This is a genomic window from Chryseobacterium sp. Leaf404 (genome assembly GCF_001424145.1).
GTDB lineage: Bacteria > Bacteroidota > Bacteroidia > Flavobacteriales > Weeksellaceae > Chryseobacterium.
The window spans coordinates 192,908-218,015 of record NZ_LMQM01000001.1 but is presented as its reverse complement, the minus strand read 5'-3'; the positions used below and the strand labels follow the sequence as shown (position 1 = coordinate 218,015).

General features: G+C 36.2%; 39 protein-coding genes. 36 read left to right on the top strand and 3 right to left on the bottom strand.

The features are described 5' to 3' along the window. Position 1 precedes the first annotated feature (1 nt). A complete protein-coding gene (locus ASG31_RS01020; protein WP_056026848.1) occupies positions 2-676 on the top strand; it encodes a hypothetical protein in 675 nt (224 codons plus the stop codon). An 84-nt stretch (positions 677-760) separates the two neighbouring features. Here the strand turns inward: ASG31_RS01020 and ASG31_RS01015 are convergent, their stop codons facing one another. Continuing rightward, positions 761-2,494 carry a tetratricopeptide repeat protein gene (locus tag ASG31_RS01015; protein ID WP_056026845.1) on the bottom strand — a complete coding sequence of 578 codons (1,734 nt, stop codon included), beginning with the start codon at positions 2,492-2,494 and terminating at the stop codon, positions 761-763. Positions 2,495-3,179: 685 nt separating this feature from the next. Here ASG31_RS01015 and rplC point away from each other — a divergent pair. From rplC to rplQ, 28 genes are all read left to right on the top strand, one after another. After that, on the top strand, positions 3,180-3,806 hold the full coding sequence (rplC, locus tag ASG31_RS01010; protein ID WP_056026842.1) for a 50S ribosomal protein L3: 627 nt from the start codon (positions 3,180-3,182) through the stop codon (positions 3,804-3,806). Then, positions 3,797-4,426 carry a 50S ribosomal protein L4 gene (gene rplD, locus ASG31_RS01005; protein ID WP_056026839.1) on the top strand — a complete coding sequence of 210 codons (630 nt, stop codon included), beginning with the start codon at positions 3,797-3,799 and terminating at the stop codon, positions 4,424-4,426. Before rplC ends, rplD begins: the two co-directional genes overlap by 10 nt. Positions 4,427-4,429: 3 nt before the next feature. Continuing rightward, on the top strand, positions 4,430-4,720 hold the full coding sequence (gene rplW, locus ASG31_RS01000) for a 50S ribosomal protein L23 (RefSeq protein WP_056026836.1): 291 nt from the start codon (positions 4,430-4,432) through the stop codon (positions 4,718-4,720). A gap of 22 nt (positions 4,721-4,742) precedes the next feature. Beyond that, positions 4,743-5,564 carry a 50S ribosomal protein L2 gene (gene rplB, locus ASG31_RS00995; protein WP_056026834.1) on the top strand — a complete coding sequence of 274 codons (822 nt, stop codon included), beginning with the start codon at positions 4,743-4,745 and terminating at the stop codon, positions 5,562-5,564. A gap of 2 nt (positions 5,565-5,566) precedes the next feature. Next, positions 5,567-5,845 carry a 30S ribosomal protein S19 gene (gene rpsS / locus ASG31_RS00990; RefSeq protein ID WP_034678015.1) on the top strand — a complete coding sequence of 93 codons (279 nt, stop codon included), beginning with the start codon at positions 5,567-5,569 and terminating at the stop codon, positions 5,843-5,845. A gap of 2 nt (positions 5,846-5,847) precedes the next feature. After that, positions 5,848-6,246, top strand: coding sequence for a 50S ribosomal protein L22 (rplV, locus tag ASG31_RS00985; protein ID WP_056026831.1), 399 nt, complete (start codon positions 5,848-5,850; stop codon positions 6,244-6,246). Between the two features lie 8 nt (positions 6,247-6,254). Then, a complete protein-coding gene (rpsC, locus tag ASG31_RS00980; protein ID WP_056026828.1) occupies positions 6,255-7,022 on the top strand; it encodes a 30S ribosomal protein S3 in 768 nt (255 codons plus the stop codon). A gap of 97 nt (positions 7,023-7,119) precedes the next feature. Continuing rightward, positions 7,120-7,545: a 50S ribosomal protein L16 gene (rplP, locus tag ASG31_RS00975; RefSeq protein WP_056026825.1), complete on the top strand. Its 426-nt coding sequence runs from the start codon at positions 7,120-7,122 to the stop codon at positions 7,543-7,545. Positions 7,546-7,557: 12 nt separating this feature from the next. Next, positions 7,558-7,743, top strand: a complete 186-nt coding sequence (gene rpmC / locus ASG31_RS00970; protein WP_056026822.1) for a 50S ribosomal protein L29 — start codon at positions 7,558-7,560, stop codon at positions 7,741-7,743. 8 nt (positions 7,744-7,751) lie between these two features. Beyond that, entirely contained in the window at positions 7,752-8,009 is a 258-nt protein-coding gene (gene rpsQ, locus ASG31_RS00965; RefSeq protein ID WP_117585803.1) for a 30S ribosomal protein S17, read from the top strand. Further along, entirely contained in the window at positions 8,009-8,377 is a 369-nt protein-coding gene (rplN, locus tag ASG31_RS00960; protein WP_002983226.1) for a 50S ribosomal protein L14, read from the top strand. The genes rpsQ and rplN overlap by 1 nt, the downstream gene beginning before the upstream one ends. A gap of 18 nt (positions 8,378-8,395) precedes the next feature. Beyond that, positions 8,396-8,722, top strand: coding sequence for a 50S ribosomal protein L24 (gene rplX / locus ASG31_RS00955; protein WP_056026819.1), 327 nt, complete (start codon positions 8,396-8,398; stop codon positions 8,720-8,722). 13 nt (positions 8,723-8,735) lie between these two features. Continuing rightward, positions 8,736-9,287 carry a 50S ribosomal protein L5 gene (gene rplE / locus ASG31_RS00950; protein WP_056026816.1) on the top strand — a complete coding sequence of 184 codons (552 nt, stop codon included), beginning with the start codon at positions 8,736-8,738 and terminating at the stop codon, positions 9,285-9,287. A 3-nt stretch (positions 9,288-9,290) separates the two neighbouring features. After that, positions 9,291-9,560 (top strand): 30S ribosomal protein S14, encoded by a 270-nt coding sequence (gene rpsN, locus ASG31_RS00945; RefSeq protein WP_047442254.1) that lies wholly within the window; start codon positions 9,291-9,293, stop codon positions 9,558-9,560. A 348-nt stretch (positions 9,561-9,908) separates the two neighbouring features. Beyond that, positions 9,909-10,307 (top strand): 30S ribosomal protein S8, encoded by a 399-nt coding sequence (rpsH, locus tag ASG31_RS00940; protein ID WP_056026813.1) that lies wholly within the window; start codon positions 9,909-9,911, stop codon positions 10,305-10,307. A gap of 17 nt (positions 10,308-10,324) precedes the next feature. Next, the gene (gene rplF, locus ASG31_RS00935) at positions 10,325-10,870 is read left to right on the top strand and encodes a 50S ribosomal protein L6 (protein WP_056026810.1); all 546 of its coding nucleotides are present in this window, start codon (positions 10,325-10,327) and stop codon (positions 10,868-10,870) included. Between the two features lie 14 nt (positions 10,871-10,884). Further along, complete coding sequence (gene rplR / locus ASG31_RS00930; RefSeq protein ID WP_056026807.1) at positions 10,885-11,235, top strand: 50S ribosomal protein L18; 351 nt, start codon at positions 10,885-10,887, stop codon at positions 11,233-11,235. An 18-nt stretch (positions 11,236-11,253) separates the two neighbouring features. Continuing rightward, on the top strand, positions 11,254-11,775 hold the full coding sequence (gene rpsE / locus ASG31_RS00925) for a 30S ribosomal protein S5 (RefSeq protein WP_056026804.1): 522 nt from the start codon (positions 11,254-11,256) through the stop codon (positions 11,773-11,775). Positions 11,776-11,785: 10 nt separating this feature from the next. After that, positions 11,786-11,962 carry a 50S ribosomal protein L30 gene (gene rpmD, locus ASG31_RS00920; RefSeq protein ID WP_007839493.1) on the top strand — a complete coding sequence of 59 codons (177 nt, stop codon included), beginning with the start codon at positions 11,786-11,788 and terminating at the stop codon, positions 11,960-11,962. A gap of 19 nt (positions 11,963-11,981) precedes the next feature. After that, entirely contained in the window at positions 11,982-12,431 is a 450-nt protein-coding gene (gene rplO, locus ASG31_RS00915) for a 50S ribosomal protein L15 (RefSeq protein ID WP_056026801.1), read from the top strand. 8 nt (positions 12,432-12,439) lie between these two features. Beyond that, entirely contained in the window at positions 12,440-13,819 is a 1,380-nt protein-coding gene (gene secY, locus ASG31_RS00910; RefSeq protein WP_056026798.1) for a preprotein translocase subunit SecY, read from the top strand. Positions 13,820-13,822: 3 nt separating this feature from the next. Further along, entirely contained in the window at positions 13,823-14,038 is a 216-nt protein-coding gene (gene infA / locus ASG31_RS00905; RefSeq protein WP_027387199.1) for a translation initiation factor IF-1, read from the top strand. Positions 14,039-14,149: 111 nt separating this feature from the next. After that, positions 14,150-14,266, top strand: coding sequence for a 50S ribosomal protein L36 (rpmJ, locus tag ASG31_RS00900; RefSeq protein WP_007839480.1), 117 nt, complete (start codon positions 14,150-14,152; stop codon positions 14,264-14,266). A gap of 9 nt (positions 14,267-14,275) precedes the next feature. Then, the gene (gene rpsM, locus ASG31_RS00895) at positions 14,276-14,653 is read left to right on the top strand and encodes a 30S ribosomal protein S13 (protein ID WP_056026795.1); all 378 of its coding nucleotides are present in this window, start codon (positions 14,276-14,278) and stop codon (positions 14,651-14,653) included. A 12-nt stretch (positions 14,654-14,665) separates the two neighbouring features. Then, complete coding sequence (gene rpsK / locus ASG31_RS00890; RefSeq protein ID WP_034694697.1) at positions 14,666-15,055, top strand: 30S ribosomal protein S11; 390 nt, start codon at positions 14,666-14,668, stop codon at positions 15,053-15,055. Positions 15,056-15,074: 19 nt separating this feature from the next. Next, positions 15,075-15,683 (top strand): 30S ribosomal protein S4, encoded by a 609-nt coding sequence (rpsD, locus tag ASG31_RS00885; RefSeq protein ID WP_056026790.1) that lies wholly within the window; start codon positions 15,075-15,077, stop codon positions 15,681-15,683. Between the two features lie 33 nt (positions 15,684-15,716). Beyond that, positions 15,717-16,712: a DNA-directed RNA polymerase subunit alpha gene (locus ASG31_RS00880; protein ID WP_056026787.1), complete on the top strand. Its 996-nt coding sequence runs from the start codon at positions 15,717-15,719 to the stop codon at positions 16,710-16,712. Between the two features lie 6 nt (positions 16,713-16,718). Continuing rightward, the gene (rplQ, locus tag ASG31_RS00875) at positions 16,719-17,237 is read left to right on the top strand and encodes a 50S ribosomal protein L17 (protein ID WP_056026785.1); all 519 of its coding nucleotides are present in this window, start codon (positions 16,719-16,721) and stop codon (positions 17,235-17,237) included. Between the two features lie 57 nt (positions 17,238-17,294). On the opposite strand, the gene ASG31_RS00870 is transcribed toward rplQ, so the two are convergent. Next, the gene (locus tag ASG31_RS00870) at positions 17,295-17,711 is read right to left on the bottom strand and encodes a hypothetical protein (RefSeq protein WP_056026782.1); all 417 of its coding nucleotides are present in this window, start codon (positions 17,709-17,711) and stop codon (positions 17,295-17,297) included. A gap of 177 nt (positions 17,712-17,888) precedes the next feature. On the opposite strand from ASG31_RS00870, the gene ASG31_RS00865 reads away from it, so the two are divergent. The 7 genes from ASG31_RS00865 to ASG31_RS00835 all read left to right on the top strand — a co-directional run bounded on the left by ASG31_RS00865 (position 17,889) and on the right by ASG31_RS00835 (position 24,409). Beyond that, entirely contained in the window at positions 17,889-18,521 is a 633-nt protein-coding gene (locus ASG31_RS00865; protein WP_056026779.1) for a response regulator, read from the top strand. Between the two features lie 5 nt (positions 18,522-18,526). After that, positions 18,527-19,204, top strand: coding sequence for a hypothetical protein (locus ASG31_RS00860; protein ID WP_056026776.1), 678 nt, complete (start codon positions 18,527-18,529; stop codon positions 19,202-19,204). 27 nt (positions 19,205-19,231) lie between these two features. After that, complete coding sequence (locus tag ASG31_RS00855) at positions 19,232-19,858, top strand: hypothetical protein (RefSeq protein WP_056026774.1); 627 nt, start codon at positions 19,232-19,234, stop codon at positions 19,856-19,858. Next, positions 19,842-20,624: a sensor histidine kinase gene (locus ASG31_RS00850; RefSeq protein ID WP_056026770.1), complete on the top strand. Its 783-nt coding sequence runs from the start codon at positions 19,842-19,844 to the stop codon at positions 20,622-20,624. The genes ASG31_RS00855 and ASG31_RS00850 overlap by 17 nt, the downstream gene beginning before the upstream one ends. Positions 20,625-20,808: 184 nt before the next feature. Continuing rightward, entirely contained in the window at positions 20,809-21,546 is a 738-nt protein-coding gene (locus ASG31_RS00845; protein ID WP_056026767.1) for a hypothetical protein, read from the top strand. Between the two features lie 193 nt (positions 21,547-21,739). Beyond that, positions 21,740-23,032, top strand: a complete 1,293-nt coding sequence (gene eno / locus ASG31_RS00840; RefSeq protein ID WP_056026764.1) for a phosphopyruvate hydratase — start codon at positions 21,740-21,742, stop codon at positions 23,030-23,032. A 90-nt stretch (positions 23,033-23,122) separates the two neighbouring features. Then, positions 23,123-24,409, top strand: coding sequence for a citrate synthase (locus ASG31_RS00835; protein ID WP_056026761.1), 1,287 nt, complete (start codon positions 23,123-23,125; stop codon positions 24,407-24,409). 135 nt (positions 24,410-24,544) lie between these two features. Here the strand turns inward: ASG31_RS00835 and ASG31_RS00830 are convergent, their stop codons facing one another. Next, entirely contained in the window at positions 24,545-25,012 is a 468-nt protein-coding gene (locus ASG31_RS00830) for a hypothetical protein (RefSeq protein WP_056026758.1), read from the bottom strand. Positions 25,013-25,108: the final 96 nt, after the last annotated feature.

The window sequence follows — 25,108 nt, the reverse complement described above, 5'->3', positions numbered from 1 at the left end:
AATGCGTAAATTTCAGATTTTACTGTTCGTACTTATTTCACAGCTCATCTTCTGTCAGAATGTTCTCCTCAGTAAAGTAGATAAGATGAATGACAATACAGATAAATTTCTCATTCTTCTCCCGGAAAAGATGGAGCAGGCAGAATATTTGGGCGAAATTGAAGTTCAGGGATTTTCTAATGATGATGCAGCTGTTTTTTCAGCGGTCTACAAAAAAGCAAAAGAAATCGGTGCCAACAGTTTTTCATTAAAACCTTTTGAAACCGTTGACGGACTACCTTCAAAATTTGATGCCGGTCATTACAGATTAAATTTATATTATATCAGCAAAGAAAATCTCCCCAAAAAATACGGAACAATCTATATTTTTGCGTCTTCAGATAAAGATCAGAAAATAAGCATTAACAGAAAAGACTATTTGCTTTCGCCGAGATCTTATCTTTCAATACCGGTTACTGCAGGAGAAATTTATACAGTTTCTACAAAAAAACTTTTGGGTTCAACGCTAAAGTTTCAGGTAAAAGATCAGAAGTCTTCTTATTATTTTCAGGCATCATCTTCAAAAATTAAAGCTGATGATTCCGGCGCCGGAGGAATCAATCTTAAATCGGGTGACCTCGTGGGGATAGAGCCTTCTTACGGAGATTTTTTAAGGACAGTTTTTTCACAAAAATAAAAATAAAACTCAGAGAATAATCTTTGAGTTTTTTTTGTTGAATTGATTTGAAGCATATTCATTTCCGTAAGCATTACTGGGATATCAAATTTGTCCGAAGAGAGTTTCGTGATTATTTTCATACTTTTTCCGCAGCCTGTGTTTTGCTTTTTTTACGGCGTCAATCGTAACTCCCAGAAGCCGGGAAATTTCGGTGTTATTCATATTTAATTTAGTTAAAATAATAATCCGGAGATTGGAGTCTGTGAGATCGGGGAACTGATTGTGAAGTTCTCTGTAATGATCAGGGTATTTCTGGATGAAAGCATTTCTGAAGTTTTTCCAGTTTTCGTCTGTCATCAGATGGGATTCCAGAAGTTTCTTCAGCTCACCGGATTTTTCTTCGAGCCCGGAGAAAGAAGAATTTTTCACTTTCTGCATTTCCGTTTCAAGCTCTTCAATCTGCCTGTTTTTTTCAGAAAGGTAGGTTTGATAAGATTGCAGTGTTTTGCTGGTATTATTCAGTTTACTTTCAGATTTTATTTTTTCGATGGTCAGCGTAAGTACTTTTCTTTCGTATTCTCCTTTTTTACTCCGCATTTTGTGTCGGTAGGAGCGGATAATGAAGACCATCAGAATAAGCAGCAAGCAGGAAAGTACAATGGCAGAAATTTTCTGATAAGATTCTTTCTCAAGCTCGGCCTTGTCTTTTGCAAGTTTCATCTGCAGCTGTTTCTTTTGTGATTCCCAGCCTACACGTAAAACAGTTTCCTTTGCGTCAAAAGCAAGAAGTGAATCTTTGAGTTCTTCAAGTCTGCGTCTGGCCTTCAGTTCTGTGGCATCATCACCTTTCAACTGTGCAATTTTAAGAATCATCTCGTTGATCTGATATTCTGAACTTTTAAAATAACTTTTTGATGTGGAATACGCTTTCGCCTGGAGAAGATATTTTTCGGCATTCTTTAGATTCCCGTTTTCGATATAGGCTTTGCTCAGAAGCACAAGGGCAAACATGGTGTTTTGGTTGTTTCCGTTTTTTTCTGAAATCTCAATATCCCGCTTCAGCAATTCTATTGCTTTTGGGTGGTTTTTTCTTTTGATCTCAAGCTCGGCAAGACTTCCTAAGGCTTTAGCGTATCTCACTTCATCGCCAGATGTCAAAGCCGTTTTCAGGGTCTGTCTGAAGTAATATTCCGCCTTTGTAAGATTGTTTTTCTGAAGGCTGCAAAATCCCAGGCTGTTAAGGATGCTTGCCATTTCGCTGCTGTTTGGTTTGCTGTAATGGGCTGCTTTTAAGAGATATTCTTCAGCTTTGCTGTGATCGTCTGTGGTTGTAAGAAAATAGGCAATTTTTTTGTAGGTGTCACTCAGCTGTATTACTGTAGAATCATCCGTTTCTTCAAGAGCCTTGATACAGTACATAAAAAGAGGAAAGCATTTTTCATATTTTCTGTAGGTGTAAAAATAAAAAGCATAATGAAGTGACACCCAAATCTGAAGATCTGATCTCTTCTCTTCTTTCGAAATTTTTAAAGCACGCTCAAAAAGTTGTGTGCTCACAGTATTCAGCTGATCTTTTTCCTGGGCATTTTTAAGTGCGGTGAAAACATGGGTAACAACATTTTCGGCGTGATGATCTGAGAGGTGGTTTTTAGAAAGCAACTGTTTTATGTGAATTTTAAATTCCAGGGTGTTTGCAGATTTGAAGACTTCCTGATTTTGTGCAAGCTGTTCGATGATTTTTTTATCTGATAAAGAATATTTATCAGTATATAAATTTCCGGCTCTGATATAGGTACCCGCTAACAGAAACAGCGCTAAGAATAGAAAATTTGCCATCTGAATAAATTTGAGGGATTAAACAAACGGTAATTTTTTTTGTGCAGCAGCGTGTTTTTAAAAAAGATGTACAGTTTTACCATTCGGTACGATAATTTAAGTTTTGAAAATCAGGTATATAAAGGATGTCCACCCATTTGTCCACCCACTAATTTTGTAAAGATAGTAAAGTTAACATAATTTTGGAACTGCTTAAAGATGCAGAATTACTTTCTTTAAAAAATGATATTAAGTAAATGAATTTTTAAAGAATACAGGCAGCAGCGAAAAATAAATTTACAGATTAATAACCGTGTTTATTTAAATTGTGAGGATTCTAGCAACTCAGATGATGAAAAAAACAGCACTTATTCGTTCCCGGGTAAGTGTTTTTTTATGCCCGGATGTTTACAGCTGATTTCTTTACTCAATTGAAAGATGCTTATGGTTTTGCTTTATATATTGTAAGAAAAATCTTCCTCATTTCAAATCAGTTTAATGATTTTATTCCCGAAATTATTTTTCAAAACGCTAAATGATTAAAAATCAAAATATTTACAATAATTATTTGTCAAATTAAATTTTATTCATACATTTGCACACTCATTTTAGGGGAGGAATATGCCCAATTCAAACTTGGTAATTATTTGAGAACCCGAAAAATGAAAGTGAATACAAGAAAATTTTATAACATATTATATAAATAATGTCAGGTATTATTGGAAAAAAAATTGGGATGACTTCTCTGTTTGACGAAAACGGCAAAAATATGCCGTGTACAGTTATTCAGGCAGGTCCTTGCTCAGTTTTACAGGTCAGAACCATTGAAAAGGACGGATATAAATCTGTTCAGTTAGGTTTCGATGACAAGAGTGAAAAGAACGTTGGTAAAGCGTTAGCCGGCCATTTCAAAAAGGCGGGTTCTACTCCTAAAGCTAAATTGGTAGAATTCTACAGAGAGTTCGTAGACCAGGTAAAAGTAGGAGAAGATGTAACTGTTAAGCTTTTCGCTGAAGGCGAATTTGTGGATGTAACAGGTACTTCAAAAGGTAAAGGCTTTCAGGGTGTTGTTAAAAGACACGGTTTTGGAGGTGTAATGCAGGCAACTCACGGTCAGCACAACAGACTTAGAGCTCCAGGTTCTATTGGTGCGGGATCGGATCCTTCAAGAGTATTCAAGGGGATGAGAATGGCAGGCAGAATGGGAGGTAAGCAGGTAACTGTACAAAACCTTCAGGTATTAAAAGTGGATCAAGAACAAAATCTTTTAGTAGTAAAAGGTGCTGTTCCGGGAGCTAAAAATTCTTATGTAATTATCAGAAAATGGAACTAGTAGTATTAAATACATCAGGAAAAGAAACCGGAAAGAAAGTAACTCTAGACGAAACAGTATTCGGAATTGAGCCAAACAAGCACGCGGTTTACTTAGAAGTAAAACAATATCTTGCTGCACAGCGTCAAGGTACTCATAAATCAAAAGAAAGAAGCGAAATTACTGCTTCTACCAAGAAACTTAAAAAGCAAAAAGGATCTGGTTCTGCAAGATACGGTGATATTAAATCTCCTACTTTCAGAGGTGGAGGTAGAGTATTCGGTCCTAAGCCAAGAGACTACAGATTCAAATTGAACAAAGCTCTTAAGAGATTGGCTAAAAAATCTGTTCTGTCTCAGAAAATGAGAGACAACAGCATCAAAATTGTTGAAGGATTGAGCATTGCTGCTCCTAAAACTAAAGATTTCGTTACAATCTTAAATGCATTGTCATTAAACGATACAAAATCTTTATTCATTCTTCCTGATACAAACAAAAATGTATATTTATCTTCAAGAAACTTACCTAAAACTAAGGTGATGAAATTCAACGAAATTTCTTCTTATGACCTTATCAATGCAGGTGAGATCGTATTCTTAGAAGGTGCAGTAGAAAAATTCCAGGAAAATTTAAAGAAATAAATCATGTCACTAATTATTAAACCAGTTATTTCAGAAAAGGCTAATTACCTTACAGATTTAAGAGGTACTTATTCTTTCTTGGTGAATCCAAAAGCGAATAAGATCCAGATTAAAAAAGCTGTGGAAGCGGCTTACGGTGTAAAAGTAGCAGACATTAATACAATGATTTATGCTCCGAAGGTTTCTTCGAAATACACTAAGAAAGGTCTTCAAGTAGGAAAGACAAACAAATTGAAAAAAGCGGTAATTAAACTTGTAGAAGGTGACGTTATCGATATTTTCGCTGTAAATTAATTATTAATTATAAATAATAGTAATGTCTGTTAGAAAATTAAAACCTATCACCCCAGGACAGAGATTCAGAGTTGTAAACAATTTTGAGGAAATTACTACCAACAAACCAGAGAAATCTCTAACCGTTGGTATTAGTAAGTCAGGTGGACGTAACCAAACTGGTAAAATGACCATGCGTTACACCGGAGGTGGACACAAAAAGAAATACAGAATTATCGACTTCAAAAGAAACAAGCATGATGTTGAAGCAACGGTAAAAACTGTAGAGTACGATCCAAACAGAACTGCTTTCATCGCTTTAGTTGAATATGCAGACGGAGAGAAGAGATACATCATCGCTCCAAACGGGATCAAAGTAGACCAGAAAATCGTTTCAGGAGAAAGCGTAGAACCGAATATCGGTAACGCAATGAAACTGAAAAGCATTCCTTTGGGTACTGTAATTTCTTGTATCGAAATGAAGCCTGGCCAAGGTGCTATTTTAGCAAGAAGTGCTGGTTCTTCAGCTCAGTTAACTTCAAGAGACGGTAAATACGCCATCGTAAAACTGCCTTCAGGAGAATCAAGAATGATCCTTACTGAATGTTATGCAATGGTAGGATCTGTTTCTAACGGAGATCATCAGTTAACAGTATCAGGTAAGGCTGGTAGAAGCAGATGGTTAGGTAGAAGACCAAGAACAAGACCGGTAGTAATGAACCCTGTAGATCACCCAATGGGAGGTGGTGAAGGACGTTCTTCTGGAGGTCACCCAAGATCTAGAAACGGTATGCCTGCTAAAGGTTACAAAACCAGAAAGAAAAACAAAGTGTCTAACCGTTACATCGTATCTAAAAGAAAATAATTATGGCAAGATCACTTAAGAAAGGACCGTTCATTCATCATACTTTAGATAAGAAGGTTCAGGCAAATATAGAAGCTAATAAGAAAACAGTTATCAAAACTTGGTCTAGAGCATCAATGATCTCTCCAGACTTCGTAGGGCAAACTATCGCAGTACACAACGGGAAATCTTTTATCCCGGTTTATGTTACAGAAAACATGGTGGGTCACAAGTTAGGCGAATTTTCTCCAACAAGATCTTTCAGAGGTCATGGTGGTAACAAAAACAAAGGTAGCAGATAATCATGGGATCAAGAAAAAGAGAAAGTGCATTAGCACGTAAATTAACAAATCAGGATGTAGCAAAAGCGCTACACAACGATTGCCCTTCTTCTCCAAGAAAAATGAGATTGGTAGCTGATATCATCAGAGGAGTAGAAGTAGACAAAGCTTTATACATTCTAAAATATTCTAAAAAAGACGCGTCAAACAAATTAGAGAAAGTTCTTCTTTCTGCAATGGCAAACTGGCAGTCTAAAAACGAAGGTGCTGATATTGAAGAGGCAAACCTTATCGTTAAAGAAATTTTTGTAGACAGTGCAAGACAATTGAAGAGACTAAGACCAGCACCACAAGGTAGAGGGTACAGAATCAGAAAAAGATCAAACCACATTACGCTAATCTTAGGTACAAAAGAAAATTAATTCAAGGTATGGGACAGAAGACAAATCCAATTGGTAACAGATTAGGTATCATCAGAGGATGGGATTCTAACTGGTTTGGTGGTAAAAACTACGGTGACAGAATCGCTGAAGATTACAAAATCAGAAGATACCTTGAAGCTAGATTATCTAAAGGTGGTATTTCAAGAATTTATATTGAAAGAACTTTAAAGTTAGTTACAGTTACAATCACTACAGCCAGACCAGGTTTAATTATCGGGAAAGGAGGTCAGGAAGTTGACAAACTGAAAGAAGAGTTGAAAAAATTGACTAAAAAGGATATTCAGATCAACATCTTCGAAATCAAAAGACCTGAGCTTGATGCAGTATTAGTTGCAGACAGCATTGCAAAGCAGATCGAAAACAGAATCTCTTACAGAAGAGCAGTTAAGATGGCTATCGCAGGTACAATGAGAATGGGTGCAGAAGGTATCAAAGTTCAGATCTCTGGTAGATTGAACGGTGCTGAAATGGCAAGATCAGAATCTTTCAAAGACGGAAGAATTCCTTTGTCTACTTTCAGAGCAGATATCGATTACCATATCGGTGAAGCACTTACTCAATATGGGAAACTTGGAGTAAAAGTTTGGATTATGAAAGGTGAAGTTTACGGAAAACGTGACTTAATGCCATTAGTAGGACAACAGAAAAAAGGCGGTCCTTCTGGAGACAGAGATAGAAGAGATAACAGAGGAGGAGACAGAAGAGACAACAACAGAGGGCCTAGAAAGAACAATAATAATAACAATAATAATTAAAATTTTAGATTAGAAATTTGGCATTTTAAATTACCGTTACTTTTTTAAAATAAAAAACATCTAAAATCTAAAATCTAAAATCTAAAATTTAGAAATTATGTTACAACCAAAAAGAACCAAGTTCCGTAGAGTACATAAGATGAAAATGAAGGGGATTGCTCAGAGAGGTAATCAACTTGCTTATGGAACTTTTGGGATCAAAGCTAATGAAGGCGCTTGGATCACGGCTAGACAAATTGAAGCTGCGCGTATTGCTGCTACAAGATATATGAAGAGAGAAGGTCAACTATGGATCAAAATCTTCCCGGATAAACCAATTACCAAAAAACCAGCCGAAGTACGTATGGGTAAAGGTAAAGGTGCCGTGGAATATTGGGTGGCTGTAGTAAAACCTGGTAAAATTATGTTCGAAGTAGGAGGTGTATCTTACGAGATTGCAAAGGAAGCTTTAAGACTTGCTGCACAGAAATTACCGGTAACAACCAGATTTATCGTTGCTAACGATTTTATTAAACCTCTTTAATCTTTATATATTATGAAAAAAGCTGATATTAAAAATTTAAGCGCGGGTGATATTCAAGCTCAATTAACTGAAGCTAAAGCTCAATATTCTAAACTGAAATTGGCTCACGCAATCAGCCCGATTGAAAACCCGATTCAAATCAAAGATTTGAGAAGAGAAATCGCTAGACTGAACACTGAGTTAACTAACAAACAATAATCCTTTTTATAATGGATAGAAATTTAAGAAAAGAAAGAATCGGAGTGGTTTCCAGCAATAAAATGGAAAAAACTATTGTTGTTAGCGAAACTACAAGAGTAAAGCACCCGATGTACGGTAAATTCGTTCTGAAAACGAAAAAATATACTGCACATGACGAAAACAACGAATGCACAGAAGGAGATACTGTATTAATTACAGAAACAAGACCTTTGAGCAAGAGCAAGAGATGGAGATTAGTAAGAATCATTGAAAAAGCTAAGTAATGTTACAAACAGAATCAAGATTAAAAGTTGCTGATAACACAGGTGCTAAAGAGGTACTGGTTATTAGAGTTCTGGGTGGTACCAGAAGAAGATATGCTTCAGTTGGTGATAAAATCGTAGTTACTATTAAAGATTCTACACCATCAGGAAATGCTAAAAAAGGTCAGGTATCTAAAGCTGTAGTAGTAAGAACTAAAAAAGCAGTAAGAAGAAAAGATGGTTCATACATCAAATTTGACGACAATGCTTGTGTATTGCTAAACGCAGCAGGAGAAATGAGAGGTACACGTGTTTTCGGACCGGTTGCCCGTGAGTTGAGAGACAAAGAATATATGAAAATCATTTCATTAGCTCCTGAAGTACTTTAATATTTAAAATTTTAAAAAATGTCAAAGTTAAAAATAAAAAGAGGAGATAACGTAATCGTAACTACCGGAAAGAAAGATCTCAAAGGGAAAACCGGTGAAGTTATTGAAGTGATCAAAAAAGAAGGAAGAGACCCTAGAGTTATCGTTGCAGGTCTTAACATCGTTAAAAAACACGTTAAGCCTTCAGCTTCTAATCCGCAAGGAGGAATTACTGAAAAAGAAGCTTCTATTCATATCTCAAACGTAGCTTTAGTTGGTAAAGACGGTAAAGCTATCAAAATCGGTTACAAAATCGAAGGAGATAAGAAAGTGAGAATCAACAAGCTAACGGGTGAAACTTTATAATTTTAAATAACACATGGAATATATAGCAAGACCCATAGTAGCTTACAAAGAGAAAATTGTTCCTGCAATGATGGAAGAATTTGGCTACAAATCAGTAATGCAGGTGCCTAGATTAGAGAAAATTGTAATCTCTCAAGGTTTAGGTGATGCTACAGCAGATAAAAAAATTATCGATTATGCTGTAGAAGAACTTACAAACATCACAGGTCAGAAAGCTGTTGGTACCATCTCTAAGAAAGATGAGGCTGCTTTCAAACTGAGAAAAGGTATGCCTGTAGGTGCTAAGGTTACTCTTAGAGCTACAAGAATGTACGAATTCTTAGACAGACTTACTTCTTCTGCTTTGCCACGTATCAGAGATTTCTCTGGTATCAAAGCTGAAGGTTTCGATGGTAGAGGAAACTATAACTTAGGAATCACTGAGCAAATCATTTTCCCTGAAATCGTAATCGACAAAGTGAAAAAAATCCAGGGGATGGACATCACTTTCGTTACTACAGCGAAAACAGATAAAGAAGCTAAAGCATTATTAACTCACTTCGGTTTACCGTTCAAAAAGAACTAAGAAATGGCTAAAGAATCAATGAAAGCGCGTGAGCGCAAAAGAGAAGCTACTGTAGCTAAATACGCTGAAAAGAGAAAAGCTCTTAAAGAAGCTGGTGATTACGAAGGACTTCAGAAATTACCAAAAAATGCTTCTCCTGTAAGATTACACAACAGATGTAAATTAACAGGAAGACCAAGAGGATACATGAGAACGTTCGGTATTTCCAGAGTAACTTTCAGAGAAATGGCAAACAACGGTCTTATCCCGGGCGTTAAAAAAGCTAGTTGGTAAGCAATAAAATTCTACAGCTGACTTCTATATTTTTATAAGTCAGCTGTATTTTAATAAATAGAGCACAAAATCAGGTCAGTTCAGAGGCAGAGAAAAAAATAATATTATTAAATTTTTTTTTGTACTTTTGCACGCGCTCATGAAAATCAGTATTTCCCTGGGTGACTAATCTTCGTTTTGTCTATGTTTATTAGAATAAAATGAAATTAAAAAAATCAAAGTGACAATTAAGTTGTTGAGATACTGAAGATAAAGAGATCAGGTGAAGAATCATTCGGAACCTACAGTCTTTAATCTTCAAGTCTTTTCAATACTGGTTGTCATTAACCAATAATTTAAAACAAAGAAATGGTAACAGATCCAATTTCAGATTTCCTGACTAGAGTAAGGAACGCACAAAGCGCAGGCCACAAAGTGGTGGAAATTCCTGCATCGAAAATCAAAAAGGAGATTACAAAGATCTTATTTGATCAGGGCTACATCTTAAACTACAAGTTTGAAGAAAGCGCTGTTCAAGGTACAATCAAAATCGCTTTGAAGTACGACAAGCAAACCAGCAAACCAGCAATCAAGAGCATTCAAAGAGCTTCAAGACCAGGTTTGAGACAGTACAAAGGTTCAGGTGAACTTCCAAGAGTACTTAACGGTTTGGGTATTTCTATCATCTCTACTTCTAAAGGAGTAATGACTGACAAGAAAGCTAGAGAAGAGAAAGTAGGCGGTGAAGTAATCTGCTATGTTTATTAATTTTTAATCAAAGGAAAATGTCAAGAATTGGTAAAGCAATTATAACAGTTCCAGCAGGTATTACAATTACCGAAAAAGACGGTGTTGTAACTGTAAAAGGTCCTAAAGGGGAACTTTCTCAGGAGCTTACTGCGGGAATTACTGTTGAGCAAAAAGATGGAGAACTGAACGTAAACAGACCATCTGATACAAAGCAACACAAAGCGCTTCATGGTTTATACAGAGCGTTGATCGCAAACATGATCACTGGTGTTAGCAACGGTTTCGAAAAGAAACTTGAATTGGTAGGGGTAGGATACAGAGCTACACACGCAGGTCAAAAACTTGAGTTAGCATTAGGATTCTCTCACGGTATCGTTTTAGAACTTCCAGGTGAAGTGAAAGTAGATACATTGACTGAAAAAGGTAAAAACCCAATTATTACTTTGACGTCTCACGACAATCAACTTTTAGGAATGGTAGCTGCAAAGATCCGTTCTTTCAGAAAGCCTGAACCATACAAAGGAAAAGGTGTGAAATTCGTAGGGGAAATTGTTAGACGTAAAGCTGGTAAATCTGCTTAATAAAAATTAAGAAAATGGCACTAAGTAAATTAGAAAAAAGAATAAGAATCAAAAGAAGAGTAAGAGGAAAAATCTCTGGATCTGCTGATTTGCCAAGATTATCTGTATACAAGAGTAATAAGGAAATTTACGCTCAGTTAATCAATGATAAAGACGGAAAAACTTTAGCATCAGCTTCTTCAAGAGAGAAAGGCACTGCTACTGGAACAAAAAGTGAAATTTCTGCTGCTGTAGGTAAAGCTATCGCTGCTAAAGCTCTTGCTGCAGGAATTGAAAATATTGTATTTGACAGAAACGGTTTCGTATACCACGGTAGAGTGAAAGCTCTTGCTGACGGTGCGAGAGAAGCAGGACTTAAATTCTAATCATTAAATTTCGGAAATATGTTAGGACTAGATAATATAGAAAGAGTAAAACCGGGAGGATTAGAATTAAAAGATCGTCTCGTATCCGTAAACAGGGTAACAAAAGTAACTAAAGGAGGTAGAGCTTTCGGATTTTCTGCAATTGTTGTTGTAGGAGACGAAGCTGGAACTATCGGTTTTGGTTTGGGAAAATCTAAGGAAGTTGCTTCTGCTATCGCTAAGGCTGTAGAAGATGCTAAGAAAAACTTAGTAAAAGTTCCTGTAATGAACCACACAATCCCTCACCAAACTACTGCAAGATACGGTGGTGCAGATATCTTCCTGAGACCTGCTTCTCACGGTACTGGGCTTATCGCCGGTGGTGCGGTAAGAGCGGTATTGGAATCTGCTGGTATCCACGATATCCTTTCAAAATCTAAAGGTTCTTCTAACCCTCACAACGTAGTGAAAGCTACTTTCAAAGCGTTATTAGACATCAGAAGACCAGAAGAAATCGCAAGAATGAGAGGAGTTTCTCTAACTAAAGTGTTTAACGGTTAATATAAAAGCAATGGCAACAATTAAAGTAAAGCAAGTAAGAAGCGCTATTGGTAGAACAAAAACCCAAAAGAGAACGCTTGAAGCATTAGGATTTAAGAAACTTCACCAAGTTGTAGAGCACGAAGCTACGCCTTCTATCTTAGGAATGATCGCTGCTGTAAGTCACTTACTTGAAGTTCAGAAATAATTTTTAAAATAGTTTTAAAATGAATTTAAACAACATAAAACCAGCTGCAGGATCTACTTTCAATTCAAAAAGAATTGGTAGAGGTCAGGGTACTGGAAAAGGAGGTACTTCTACAAAAGGTCACAAAGGTCAGAAAGCAAGAGCTGGTTATTCTCAGAAAATCGGTTTCGAAGGTGGTCAGATGCCTTTACAGAGAAGATTACCGAAATTCGGTTTCAAAAATGTAAACAGAAAAGAGTTTAGAGGGGTTAACCTTGATACAATCCAGACTTTAATAGAGAATAAATCTATTACAGGAGATATTACAAGAGAAGTGATGATTGAGAACGGTTTAATTACTAAAAACGAATTAGTGAAAATTATGGGTAGAGGAGAATTGAAATCTGCGGTTTCAATCTCTGCTGATAAGTTTACTAAATCTGCTGAAGAGTTGATCTCTAAAGCAGGAGGAAAAGCAATTACCTTATAATAATACTAATGAAAGAATTTATACAGACCCTCAAAAATATTTGGAGCCTAAAAGAGTTAAGAGAAAAAATTCTCTTTACTTTATTTATTATCCTTGTGTATAGATTCGCATCTTTCATCTCTTTACCTGCGATTAATCTTGCAGAAGTGGGAGATCTCTTAGAGCATTATAAAAATCAAGGCGGAAACAAGCAGGGAGCAGGACTCCTTGGCTTGCTTTCGTCATTTACAGGAGGGGCGTTCAGTCACGCTTCTGTAATGGCGTTAGGTATCATGCCTTATATTTCTGCATCAATCATTGTTCAGCTGATGGGGATGGCAATTCCTTATCTTCAGAAACTACAGAAAGACGGAGAGTCTGGTAGAAATACACTGAATCAGATCACAAGATGGTTAACAATCGGGGTTTGTCTTGTACAGGCGCCTTCTTATTTAACTTCGATCACTCAGTTGTTCTTACCTTACGCTCAGTTCCAGTCTGCGTATTTTGTAGATCCTAATTCAATTATGTTCTGGTTGCCAAGTATTGTAATCTTGGTAGGTGGTTCCGTATTCGCAATGTGGTTGGGTGAGAAAATCACCGACAAAGGTATCGGGAACGGTATTTCTATCCTTATTATGGTGGGAATCCTTTCAAGATTACCGGAAGCATTCGTACAAGAAATCGCAGTTCAGAACGGTAAAGGAGGTTTAGGTTCTATCATGATTATGATTGAAGTTTTATTCTGGATGATAGTAGTACTTTTAGCTGTTGTATTATCAGTAGCTGTGAGAAAAATTCCTATTCAGTATGTAAGCAGAGCTCAGGCAAGAGGAGGTGTAAACAAAAATCTAATGCAGGGGGCGAGACAGTGGATTCCGTTGAAAGTGAACGCAGCCGGTGTAATGCCGATTATCTTTGCTCAGGCATTGATGTTCGTACCTGGTTTGCTTACAAAAGTAGACGAGTCTAATACTTTCCTTGCAGGTTTTAAAAATGTATTCAGCTGGCAGTACAATGTATTGTTTGCGTTATTGATTATTATCTTTTCATTCTTCTATACAGCAATCACAATTCCGGTAAATCAAATGGCTGATGATCTTAAGAGACAGGGCGGTTTGGTACCAAAGGTAAGACCGGGAAAAGAAACTGCTGATTACTTGGATGATATCTTGTCAAAAATTACTTTGCCTGGTTCAATATTTTTAGCTATCTTTGCAGTCCTTCCGGCAATTGTGCATGGGAGCTTTGTTCAGACAGATGCTTTTGCCCTGTTCTTCGGTGGTACATCGCTATTGATCATGGTAGGAGTTATATTAGATACTGTTCAGCAGATCAATACTTATCTGCTTAATCATCACTATGATGGCTTAATGCAGTCAAAATTGTCACGAACAACCGGATATTAATTTATGGCAAAACAAAAACATATTGAACAGGATGGCGTAATCACTGAAGCGCTTTCTAACGCACAGTTTCGTGTAGAACTGGAAAATGGGCACATGCTTATTGCTCACATTTCAGGGAAGATGAGAATGCACTATATTAAACTACTACCTGGTGATAAGGTAAAACTTGAAATGTCTCCTTACGATCTTTCGAAAGGCAGAATTACATTTAGATACTAAAACAAATGCCAAGCGGATGCAATACTCCGTTTGGCTATTGTTAAAGAATAGATATACAGACGAAGTCTTTTGATTTCGTTTGGTAAACAAAGAAAAACAAAAATTTTCAAAATGAAAGTTAGAGCATCAATTAAAAAAAGAAGTGCTGATTGCAAAATCGTACGCAGAAAAGGTGTACTGTTTGTAATCAACAAGAAAAACCCAAAATTTAAACAAAGACAAGGTTAAAATTAAATTATGGCGAGAATTTCAGGTATTGATTTACCAAAAAACAAAAGAGGAGTTATCGGTTTAACTTACATCTACGGAGTTGGAAGAAGTACATCTTCCGAAATCCTTAAGAACGCCGGTATCAGCGAAGACAAAAAAGTCAACGAATGGAATGACGATGAATTGGCTGCAATCAGAAACTATATCTCAGAAAACATCAAAGTGGAGGGAGAGCTAAGATCTGAAGTGCAATTGAACATTAAGCGATTAATGGACATAGGATGCCAACGAGGAATACGTCACAGACTTGGATTACCTTTAAGAGGCCAGAGAACGAAAAACAACTCTAGAACACGTAAAGGAAAGAGAAAAACTGTTGCTAACAAGAAAAAAGCTAGTAAATAATCGTTAGGAATTATGGCAAAACAAACTAAAGTAGTTAAAAAAAGAAAAGTAAAAGTTGAGGCTATTGGTGAAGCGCACATTCAGGCGTCTTTCAATAACATCATCATTTCTTTAACAAATAAAAACGGAGAGGTAATCTCTTGGGCTTCTGCCGGTAAAATGGGTTTCAGAGGTTCTAAAAAGAATACTCCTTTTGCTGCTCAAATGGCAGCTGAAAATTGCTCTGCTGTAGCTCACGAAGCTGGTTTAAGAAGAGTAAAGGTGTTTGTGAAAGGTCCTGGTGCCGGTAGAGAATCTGCTATCAGATCTATTCACAATTCAGGAATTGAAGTTTCAGAAATCGTTGACGTGACGCCTATGCCACACAACGGATGCAGACCACCAAAAAGAAGAAGAGTTTAATTTTTAGAATTTACCCATTATGGCAAGATATATTGGACCTAAAACTAAGATTGCTAGAAAGTTTGGTGCTGCAATCTACGGAGATGATAAAAACTTCGAGAAAAGAAAAAACCAACCGCCAGGACAACACGGTCCTAACAAAAGAAGAGGCGCAAAAAAATCTGAATATGCTGTTCAGCTTATGGAAAAGCAAAAAGCTAAATATACTTACGGTATTTTAGAAAGACAGTTTGCTAACCTTTTCGAAAAAGCACACAGAAGTAAAGGTGTAACAGGTGAAGTTCTATTGCAGCTTTGCGAATCAAGACTGGATAACGTTGTATACAGATTAGGTTTTGCTAAAACAAGATCTGGTGCAAGACAGTTAACTTCTCACAGACACGTAACTGTGAATGGTGAGATTCTTAACATTCCATCTTATTTAGTAAAAGCTGGAGACGTAATCGCAATTAGAGAGAAATCTAAATCTCTTGACGTTGTAGCTGATGCTTTAGCTGCAAAATCAAACTATGAGTGGTTACAATTCAACGACGAGAAAAAAGAAGGTACCTTCATTACTGCTCCTGAAAGAATCCAGATTCCGGAAGACATCAAGGAACAGCTTATCGTCGAACTTTACTCTAAATAATTTTTTAATCAAATTTTTGCTCAACCCAACAATATGGCAATTTTACAATTCATAAAACCCGATAAAGTAATCCTACTTAACTCTGATGAATTTAAAGGTCAATTCGAATTTCGTCCTTTAGAACCAGGTTTCGGGCTTACAATCGGTAATGCTTTGAGAAGAGTGTTGCTTTCTTCTCTTGAAGGATACGCTATTTCATCTATCAAAATAGAAGGTGTAGAGCACGAATTTTCAACTATTCCGGGAGTAATCGAAGATGTAACCGAAATCATTCTTAACCTTAAGCAGGTGAGATTGAAAGCTACAGCAGAAAACCAGGCTAATGAGCAGGTAGTTGCTAAAGTTTCGGGGCAGACGGTGATCACTGCAGGAGATTTAGGAAAATCGATGACTGGTTTCGAGGTTTTAAACCCTGAATTGGTAATCTGCAACCTGAACACTGATGTTTCTTTCGAAATTACTTTTAATATTGAAAAAGGTAGAGGTTATGTTCCTTCAGAGCAAAACAAATCAAACAATGCACCTATTGGTACCATTGCTATTGATTCTATCTTTACACCAATTAAAAAAGTACAGTATAGTATTGAAAATTACCGTGTAGAGCAAAAAACAGACTACGAAAAATTGGTATTAGATATAGAAACTGATGGCTCTATCAGCCCTCAGAATGCTTTAACTGAAGCTTCTAAGATATTAATTTATCACTTCATGTTGTTCTCTGATGAGAGAATCACTCTGGAGACTGAAGCTGTAAAAGCATCTATCCAATACGATGAAGAAACTCTTCACACAAGACAGTTACTTAAGTCTAAATTAGCAGATATGGATCTTTCTGTAAGAGCCCTAAACTGTCTGAAAGCCGCTGAAGTAGAAACTCTTGGAGAATTGGTTTCTTACAGTAAGTCTGATTTGATGAAATTCAGAAATTTTGGTAAAAAATCTTTGACAGAACTAGAAGAATTGGTGCATTCAAAAGGTCTTAACTTCGGTTTTGACGTTGCAAAATATAAATTAGACGCTGATAATTAAATAATAATGAGACACGGTAAAAAATTCAATCACTTAGGAAGAACGTCTTCACACAGAAGCGCTTTACTTTCTAATATGGCTTGTTCTCTAATTGAGCATAAAAGAATCAACACTACTGTAGCTAAAGCTAAAGCTTTAAGAGTATATGTTGAACCTCTATTAACAAAGGCAAAAGAAGATACTACACACAACAGAAGAATTGTTTTTTCATATCTTCAAAGTAAAGAGGCTGTTACTGAACTTTTCAGATCAGTAGCTCCTAAAATCGCAGAAAGAAACGGAGGTTACACACGAATCATCAAAACTGGTTTCAGAAAAGGTGATGCTGCTGACATGGCTCTTATCGAGCTAGTTGATTTCAACGAACTTTACAATCCTAATGCTGAGGAGAAAAAGACGACAAGAAGAAGTAGAAGATCTTCTACTGCAAAAGTAGCTGTGGAAGCTGCACCAGCAGTTGAGGAGAAAGTTGAAGAGCCTAAGGCTGAATCAACAGATTCTACTGAAGAGAAAGCTGGAGAATAATATTCTTACAGATACAATAAAAAAACCGTTCAGATTTCTGAGCGGTTTTTTTTGTGTTTATATTTTGCCTTTCACCAGTTCAATGATATTGGTGCCCTGATGCAGAATCAGACTGTCACCCTTTACCACCGCTCTCATATCGCCTTTTTCATAAGTAGTCACTTTTCCGTCTGATTTTACTTTATCAAGTTTAAACATTTTTCCGTTACTGCTTATCTCTACGTCGCTGGTTCCCGGCTCATAATCAAATGTCACTGTCACCGGTGATCCGTCTGCAGCCTTATACTGATAATTGGTACGGATGATCTTCTTCCCGTCTGCGCCTGCATTGTAAGAGATATTTTCATCCACCTTGCCGTTATCTGCCAAAACAGTTCCGTCTCCATCGGTTTTTATCACATTTTTGTTGCCTCCTTTACCACAACTCACAAGTGTAAGTGATAAAACAAGTAGGGCTACAGCTAAATTTTTCATAGTATGTTATTTAATAAAAAAATTTCCGTTAAATCTCTTTTTTGTGTTTAAAATTTAACTAAATTTAAGAAACAAAAACTAAACCATTCCACGGAAACTCAAAAACTTTAAAATTACCCGAAAGTGTAATTGATTCTGTTTCGAATTCTGTCGAAATTTGTCTGAAACATTACCAACATGAGCATTTCCATAGCCATAGTAGAAGACGAAAAAAACTACAACAACGCGTTGAAGAAAGTGATCGATTACCAGGATGACATGAAGGTGGTTGCCCAGTTTTTCAACGGTAAACATGCTTTGGACGAACTTTCGTTTTTTCAACCGGATGTTGTAATGATGGATATCCAGCTTCAGGATATGCTCGGCATCGATGTGATTTCGAAAATCAGACAAGACCTTCCCAAAACTCAATTCATTATGTGCACCAGTTTTGAAGACGACGAAAAAGTCTTCAATTCTCTAAAAGCAGGTGCTACAGGCTATCTCGTAAAAGGCGAAAGCATGGATAAAATCCTGAGTTCAATCCGTGATATCTACAATGGTGGCGCCCCGATGAGTTTCTCAATTGCCAGAAAAGTCCTGAGTCATTTTGAAAGAAAAACAACTGATCAAAACGATTGCGAAGAATTGACCAAACGGGAAATTGAAATTGTGGAACTGCTTTCACGCGGTCTTTTATATAAAGAAATCGCTGATAAGATTTTCATCAGTATCGACACCGTAAAAAAGCATGTAGGAAATATTTACAGAAAACTCCACGTCAACAACAAAGTGGAGGCTATTAATAAATTTAACTATTTTAAAAACTAGAAATTATGGGAAAGAAAGTTTACCTGGGAAAGGATAATTTAGATTTACTTAACAAAATTAATAATCTTCCTTTTGTAATACAGAATGATAAAAAATTAATTGAGTTGGATGAATTAAAGGCACTCTTAATAGATACTTTTGAGAAGGAAGATCAAAATATTTTTATTCCTAAAAAAGAAGCGTTTGATACTAATTTTTCAACAAGTGGGTTATCTGGATCATCCAATATTCCTGTGGATCAAATTAGTTTCCAACAAATGATTAATGACAACAGCACTTTTCAGAAAATCTACACGTATTTTGCAAAATCCAACGGGAAGATCATTGCTGCAATTCGATTTAATAACAATCTTGTAGATGATTATGATGATCTTATAACAGATGCAGATAATACTTTTTATCTTTTGGAAAACCGCAATTTTAATAAAACAGGTATTTCTGATTTTAAAATTGCTGTAGAAAAATTTCATAAAGATCACGACGGTGAAATACAAGAAATTACAGGCATCCCCGCAACTTGGTTTGCTTATGAAGACTACTCAAATGCTCAAAATTTAAACAATTCAAATCCAAGCAGTATTGTAATGCATTTATTGCTGGAAGATAAAAAACTTAACTGGGGCTTGATAGCCAATGTTGCCGGTAAGCAGCAATACTACAATATCGCAAATACACGTCCATAGATGATTTTATCAACCCAAATATTATACATGAGCTTCCTGTTTTTCACAGCAGTATATTCTTTGTATTTGGGTTTGCAGAAGACTTTTAAACAGCAGAATTTTCTTGCTGTTTATCTTTGTGTAAGCTTTTTGGTAGAAATCTTTGTATACTTAAAAGTAATGTTGAACCCTTCCTACGAAGATGGGGTTATCTATCAGAGTTATATAATCTTCAGTACTGCTTTTATGTTTCTTTATTTGGTAAATAATAAAATCCCAAATCTCAGAATTTTAGGAATTACATCTTTTGTTATATTTCTGCTTTGCTCCAGTTTCTTCTTTTACAAATCTCCTTATCAAATCAGCCAAAGTATGGGGGTGACATTTTCCCTCTGTTATATTTTTTTAAGTTTGGTGTGGCTTTTCGGAAAACTGAGGACACCCGGCAGAGAAAATATTTTAAAAAATCCGAAATTTTGGGTTGCATCCGGATTGATGTTTTGGGGGGTGTTTTTTATTTTAAGAATAATTCCCCGCAGGCTTTTTAAAGATTTGGATGATGATCTTCTTATTTTATCACAGTCGTTTTTCAACATTATCAATATTTTTTTCTATCTACTGTTCTTTATCGCATTGCTAAAATACAAAAACAGAGAAAATGGCCGCATTAGATGAAATAAAACTTACCTACATCATTATTTCCGTTGTTATGATTTTGTTTATAGGATTTATCATCTCGGTAGTTATAATGTATAACAGAAGGCAGCTTCTCTACCTCAAAGAAAACCAGCTCAAAGAATCTGAGCACCAAAACCAGCTCCTCCAAAAAGAATTAGAAAAACAAAAACTCATCGAACAGGAACGCGAACGCATCTCCCACGATATGCACGACGATCTTGGTGCAGGAATTTCAGCATTAAAACTTCAGGCAGAATTTTTAAAGCAAAAAGCAGATAACGGAGATTTAATCAACGACATTGATGAGCTTTTAAAAACCTCTGAAGAAATGAACCTTTCCATGCGGGAAATGCTTTGGAGTCTGAATTCCGGAAATGATACCATCGGAAGTTTTGTAGAGTATGCTAAAATTTATGCCTTTAATTTTTTAAAGAAAACAAAAATTCAATTAGTTACAAAAGAGGAAAATGTAAATTCAGAAACAACAATTACGACCGAACAACGAAGAAATCTTTTTCTCTGCCTGAAAGAAGCTTTAAACAACGCCTACAAGCACAGCCAATCCAATGAACTAAAACTATCATTTATCCAAAAAGAAAAAGAGTTTATGATGAAAATTTCCGACAACGGCATTGGAATTAATGAAACAAATTCAGACGGAAATGGACTTCGAAATATGAAACGCAGAATGCAGGAACAAAAAGGACATTGCGAAGTTACTGTAGAAAATGGAACGCATTTGTTTTTTAGGATAGAACTGTAAGATTCCATTTTTGTTAATTCTATTCTATTCTACAGGTTAGATTAGTAATACGTGTATGTAAAACGTTAAAAACTGGTACAATGAAAATTTCAATCAATTCCACTAAAAACTGTCTACGCAAGAAACTGTTTCGTCAAGTAGTAATTTTGATTCGTAAAAAAAATAACCATTAAAATTTATTAGCATGAAAAAAATCAGTAAATGCAATAAGAGAATGATACGTTTTTTTAAATGTAGTCTAAAATATAGAATTAAAGTCTTTATTCTATTTTGTGGTCTTATCGCACTGTCATCTTGCAATACGCATAAAAGTATAGTTACAGAATTAAAACCACAACAATCAAACTATCACTTTTCATACGATGCAATGAGGCGTGGAGTTATTTTAGGTATAGATTCGAATGGGAAAATTAATAAATTGCTCGGTGAAGTACAACCCGATGCAGCTATTGCGACGACAACAGATGTAACAAGTAAATTGGGTCTGGGTTTGCAAAATGGAGCTAAAATAGATGTAGAAAATGCAACAAAAATTACTGAAGCATTATCGGAACTAGGACAGAGAACTGCTGGTGTAAATATGCTGAGAGACGCACTGTACAGACTTGAAGAACATTGCATTAATTTTGAAAATGACTGCAAAGGACAGCAATACTTCGCCCGCTTTGAACTTGTAGTAAAATCAATAGTAGATTTAGAAATACAAGCTGCCAAAAATCAAAAGGCCAAAGCACTCGGTAAAACGGCTGATGCTATCAAAACTAATGCGGAAGCTGTGAAAAAAAATGCGGAAGTATTGAGGTCAGATCAGTTGCAATATGAAATTAAAAAAGTTCCTTCTCAAATTCAGCAATTAAATGAAATATTGGAAAATCAAAATGAAATTTTGAGTAGGCAACAAAAGGAATTGCAAGACCTTTGAGAAAGAATCGGTTTTAGATGGCTTGCAGTTAATATATTATGAGGATATATGAATGCTGACTATCAATCTTCATTTCCAATCTTTAACATTAACTAAAATTTAACTCAAAAAACCACAACAAAATAACGCTCCCGTAACTCAAAGATTTAAAATTTCAGTAAATTTGTCTGAACTATAAAAATAATAAATAATTATGAGTTACATTTCTTACATAGACGCAAGGCAGATTTTAGATTCCAGAGGAAATCCTACAGTAGAAGTTGATGTATATACGGAAAGTGGTGCTATGGGTCGCGCTGCAGTTCCTTCAGGAGCTTCCACAGGCGAGCACGAAGCAGTAGAATTGCGTGATGGCGGTTCAGAATGGATGGGAAAAGGTGTTTCTAAAGCTGTAGAAAATGTAATGGACGTAATTTCCCCGGAGTTAGTTGGGCTTCCTGTGTATGATCAGAATTTAATCGACAAGATTATGATCGAATTAGACGGAACCAACAATAAAGGAAGTTTAGGTGCTAATGCAATTCTTGGTGTTTCTCTGGCTGCTGCAAAAGCTGCTGCTGCCGAACTGAAAATGCCGTTATACAAATATGTAGGTGGTGTAAACGCAAACACACTTCCGGTACCGATGATGAACGTAATTAACGGGGGTTCTCACTCAGATGCGCCGATTGCTTTCCAGGAATTTATGGTAATGCCGGTAAAAGCAGATTCTTTCTCTCACGCGTTGAGAAAAGGAACTGAAATTTTCCACAACTTAAAAGCAATTCTTCATTCCAGAGGTCTTTCTACCGCGGTAGGTGACGAAGGTGGTTTTGCTCCAACATTTGCAGGAACTGAAGATGCTTTGGATACTTTGCTTCAGGCTATTGAAAAAGCAGGTTACAAGCCGGGCGATGATGTAATGATTGCATTGGATTGTGCAGCTTCAGAATTCTACAAAGACGGAATTTACGATTACAGAAAATTCCAGACTGCTGATGCACCTCAATTCTCAAGCAGCGAGCAGGTTTCTTATTTGGCTGAATTGGCAAACAAATATCCTATCATCTCTATCGAAGACGGTATGCAGGAAAACGATTGGGAAGGCTGGAAAATGTTAACCGATAAAATCGGTGACAGAGTACAGTTGGTAGGTGACGATTTATTCGTGACAAACGTTGAAAGACTGAAAAGAGGTGTGGAAGAGGGAATTGCCAATTCAATTTTGGTAAAAGTAAACCAAATCGGTTCTCTTTCTGAAACAATGGCTGCTGTACAGATGGCTCAGCACAACAGGTTCACATCAGTGATGTCTCACAGATCCGGAGAAACTGAAGATTCTACCATCGCAGATTTGGCGGTTGCTATGAACTGCGGTCAGATAAAAACAGGTTCGGCTTCAAGATCAGACAGAATGGCGAAATACAACCAATTATTGAGAATTGAAGAAGCTTTGGGCGATACAGCCTACTTCCCTGGATTAGACGCATTCAAAATTAAAAGATAATTCATTGAATTTATAAATAACGGCGAACGAAATTTTTTGTTTGCCGTATTTTATAATAAATAGTATATTTAAAAAAAATAAATTACAATAATGTCAGACAACAAAGTTATATTGAATTACGACGGTAATTCGTATGAATATCCAATCGTGGATAGTACAATCGGAGACAGAGGAATTGATATTTCAAAATTGAGAGACCAGACAGGTCTTATTACCTTAGATTTAGGGTACAAAAATACAGGTGCTACTTTAAGCGAGATCACCTATCTTGACGGTGATCAGGGAGAATTGTTCTACAGAGGTTATCCTATTGAGCAAATCGCTGAGAAATCAAACTTTACAGAAGTAATGTACCTTTTGTTGCACGGTGAGTTGCCTACTGAAGAGCAATTTAATACCTTCAACGGGAACATCAAAAAATACAATTTCGTAGCAGAGGAGATGAAAAAAATCATCGATGCCTTCCCTCGTTCTGCTCACCCAATGGGAGTTTTATCTACACTGACATCTGCTTTAACGGCCTTTAATCCAAAAGCGGTGAATGTACAGTCTAAAGAAGAGATGGATCTTGCTGCTGAACTGCTTATTGCTAAATTTGCTCACTTAGCTGCATGGACTTACAGAAAAACTTTAGGTTTACCATTAAATCACGGAGATAACAGCCTGAACTATGTAGAGAATTTCTACAAAATGGCGTTCAGATTACCAAACGAAGAGTTTGAAATCAACCCTGTAATCACTGAAGCTTTAGATAAATTGTTAATCCTTCATGCTGACCATGAGCAAAACTGTTCTACATCTACTGTAAGAATGGTAGGTTCTGCTCACACAGGTCTTTTTGCATCAGTATCTGCCGGTATTTCTGCACTTTGGGGTCCACTTCACGGTGGTGCAAACCAGGCGGTTATCGAAATGCTTGAGTTAATCGAAAAAGACGGTGGAGACGTCAACAAATGGGTTGCTAAAGCAAAAGATAAGAACGACAGCTTCCGTTTGATGGGCTTTGGTCACAGAGTTTACAAAAACTTTGATCCTAGAGCAAAAATCATCAAAAAAGCTGCTGACGACTTGTTAGCTGCATTAGGAATTGAAGATAAAGCTTTGGATATCGCAATGCAGTTAGAAAAAGTAGCTTTAGAAGACGAATACTTCATCGAAAGAAAATTATATCCAAACGTAGATTTCTATTCTGGAATCATCTACAGAGCGTTAGGAATACCTACAGAAATGTTTACCGTAATGTTCGCATTGGGAAGACTTCCGGGATGGATCGCTCAGTGGAAAGAAATGAGATTAAAAGGAGACCCAATAGGGAGACCAAGACAGGTTTACCAGGGCGCTCAAAAAAGAGATTACGTGGATATCACAAACAGATAATATTGTTTTATTCATAGAATTAAAATCCCAAAGTTTTTGCTTTGGGATTTTTTTTTAATTATTTAAACTTGATTTTAGCTTTAAATAAATTGTGTGTGGAAATAATGAAATTAAAATCCGAAAAAATATGAATAGCTACGCAGTTTCGTTTTTCTCTTCTAATGATTGTTTTATTTTTTTGACCTCATTTCTGGTAAGATTTGAAATATTATATTTGAAACAAAACTCATTCCCTCTGCTTGCTTTTATAGAAAGTTGAAGTTTGCATGGGTCTTGATTTTCTGTAATATTAAAAGAATCAAGCCTGTACTTTGGAAGTTCAATGTTTGGTTTTATCAATCCGGTTTTCCAGAAATGATAGTGTTTTATGGAAATGACTTCCCCGGAGTGTTCATATTCAAAATATTTTAATGAAAGTAAATTTTTGGCTGTATATAAAGTAAGTATTATAATTGTAAAAATACAGATCAGTCCTAAAGTTTCATTGTCTGTCAGAATAAATGCATAAATTAATAAGATGAAAATGACGGTTACAGAAAGCAAAAGTAGGGCTGTCAGTAACCTCAGTTTTTTCTTTATTTTTTTCTTGTTATCAACTTTCATATTCTCTTGCTGAAATTTTATTTTCGAAAAAAACTTCGGCTGGATTTCCAGCCGAAGACACCAAAGATGAAAAATCCGACAGATGACAATTATTCG

Bases quoted from the DNA above. Each gene is read 5' to 3' on its own strand.
- ASG31_RS01020 (WP_056026848.1), top strand. From the start codon at position 2: ATGCGTAAATTTCAGATTTTACTGTTCGTACTTATTTCACAGCTCATC.
- ASG31_RS01015 (WP_056026845.1), bottom strand. From the start codon at position 2,494: ATGGCAAATTTTCTATTCTTAGCGCTGTTTCTGTTAGCGGGTACCTAT.
- rplC (WP_056026842.1), top strand. From the start codon at position 3,180: ATGTCAGGTATTATTGGAAAAAAAATTGGGATGACTTCTCTGTTTGAC.
- rplD (WP_056026839.1), top strand. From the start codon at position 3,797: ATGGAACTAGTAGTATTAAATACATCAGGAAAAGAAACCGGAAAGAAA.
- rplW (WP_056026836.1), top strand. From the start codon at position 4,430: ATGTCACTAATTATTAAACCAGTTATTTCAGAAAAGGCTAATTACCTT.
- rplB (WP_056026834.1), top strand. From the start codon at position 4,743: ATGTCTGTTAGAAAATTAAAACCTATCACCCCAGGACAGAGATTCAGA.
- rpsS (WP_034678015.1), top strand. From the start codon at position 5,567: ATGGCAAGATCACTTAAGAAAGGACCGTTCATTCATCATACTTTAGAT.
- rplV (WP_056026831.1), top strand. From the start codon at position 5,848: ATGGGATCAAGAAAAAGAGAAAGTGCATTAGCACGTAAATTAACAAAT.
- rpsC (WP_056026828.1), top strand. From the start codon at position 6,255: ATGGGACAGAAGACAAATCCAATTGGTAACAGATTAGGTATCATCAGA.
- rplP (WP_056026825.1), top strand. From the start codon at position 7,120: ATGTTACAACCAAAAAGAACCAAGTTCCGTAGAGTACATAAGATGAAA.
- rpmC (WP_056026822.1), top strand. From the start codon at position 7,558: ATGAAAAAAGCTGATATTAAAAATTTAAGCGCGGGTGATATTCAAGCT.
- rplN (WP_002983226.1), top strand. From the start codon at position 8,009: ATGTTACAAACAGAATCAAGATTAAAAGTTGCTGATAACACAGGTGCT.
- rplX (WP_056026819.1), top strand. From the start codon at position 8,396: ATGTCAAAGTTAAAAATAAAAAGAGGAGATAACGTAATCGTAACTACC.
- rplE (WP_056026816.1), top strand. From the start codon at position 8,736: ATGGAATATATAGCAAGACCCATAGTAGCTTACAAAGAGAAAATTGTT.
- rpsN (WP_047442254.1), top strand. From the start codon at position 9,291: ATGGCTAAAGAATCAATGAAAGCGCGTGAGCGCAAAAGAGAAGCTACT.
- rpsH (WP_056026813.1), top strand. From the start codon at position 9,909: ATGGTAACAGATCCAATTTCAGATTTCCTGACTAGAGTAAGGAACGCA.
- rplF (WP_056026810.1), top strand. From the start codon at position 10,325: ATGTCAAGAATTGGTAAAGCAATTATAACAGTTCCAGCAGGTATTACA.
- rplR (WP_056026807.1), top strand. From the start codon at position 10,885: ATGGCACTAAGTAAATTAGAAAAAAGAATAAGAATCAAAAGAAGAGTA.
- rpsE (WP_056026804.1), top strand. From the start codon at position 11,254: ATGTTAGGACTAGATAATATAGAAAGAGTAAAACCGGGAGGATTAGAA.
- rpmD (WP_007839493.1), top strand. From the start codon at position 11,786: ATGGCAACAATTAAAGTAAAGCAAGTAAGAAGCGCTATTGGTAGAACA.
- rplO (WP_056026801.1), top strand. From the start codon at position 11,982: ATGAATTTAAACAACATAAAACCAGCTGCAGGATCTACTTTCAATTCA.
- secY (WP_056026798.1), top strand. From the start codon at position 12,440: ATGAAAGAATTTATACAGACCCTCAAAAATATTTGGAGCCTAAAAGAG.
- infA (WP_027387199.1), top strand. From the start codon at position 13,823: ATGGCAAAACAAAAACATATTGAACAGGATGGCGTAATCACTGAAGCG.
- rpmJ (WP_007839480.1), top strand. From the start codon at position 14,150: ATGAAAGTTAGAGCATCAATTAAAAAAAGAAGTGCTGATTGCAAAATC.
- rpsM (WP_056026795.1), top strand. From the start codon at position 14,276: ATGGCGAGAATTTCAGGTATTGATTTACCAAAAAACAAAAGAGGAGTT.
- rpsK (WP_034694697.1), top strand. From the start codon at position 14,666: ATGGCAAAACAAACTAAAGTAGTTAAAAAAAGAAAAGTAAAAGTTGAG.
- rpsD (WP_056026790.1), top strand. From the start codon at position 15,075: ATGGCAAGATATATTGGACCTAAAACTAAGATTGCTAGAAAGTTTGGT.
- ASG31_RS00880 (WP_056026787.1), top strand. From the start codon at position 15,717: ATGGCAATTTTACAATTCATAAAACCCGATAAAGTAATCCTACTTAAC.
- rplQ (WP_056026785.1), top strand. From the start codon at position 16,719: ATGAGACACGGTAAAAAATTCAATCACTTAGGAAGAACGTCTTCACAC.
- ASG31_RS00870 (WP_056026782.1), bottom strand. From the start codon at position 17,711: ATGAAAAATTTAGCTGTAGCCCTACTTGTTTTATCACTTACACTTGTG.
- ASG31_RS00865 (WP_056026779.1), top strand. From the start codon at position 17,889: ATGAGCATTTCCATAGCCATAGTAGAAGACGAAAAAAACTACAACAAC.
- ASG31_RS00860 (WP_056026776.1), top strand. From the start codon at position 18,527: ATGGGAAAGAAAGTTTACCTGGGAAAGGATAATTTAGATTTACTTAAC.
- ASG31_RS00855 (WP_056026774.1), top strand. From the start codon at position 19,232: ATGAGCTTCCTGTTTTTCACAGCAGTATATTCTTTGTATTTGGGTTTG.
- ASG31_RS00850 (WP_056026770.1), top strand. From the start codon at position 19,842: ATGGCCGCATTAGATGAAATAAAACTTACCTACATCATTATTTCCGTT.
- ASG31_RS00845 (WP_056026767.1), top strand. From the start codon at position 20,809: ATGAAAAAAATCAGTAAATGCAATAAGAGAATGATACGTTTTTTTAAA.
- eno (WP_056026764.1), top strand. From the start codon at position 21,740: ATGAGTTACATTTCTTACATAGACGCAAGGCAGATTTTAGATTCCAGA.
- ASG31_RS00835 (WP_056026761.1), top strand. From the start codon at position 23,123: ATGTCAGACAACAAAGTTATATTGAATTACGACGGTAATTCGTATGAA.
- ASG31_RS00830 (WP_056026758.1), bottom strand. From the start codon at position 25,012: ATGAAAGTTGATAACAAGAAAAAAATAAAGAAAAAACTGAGGTTACTG.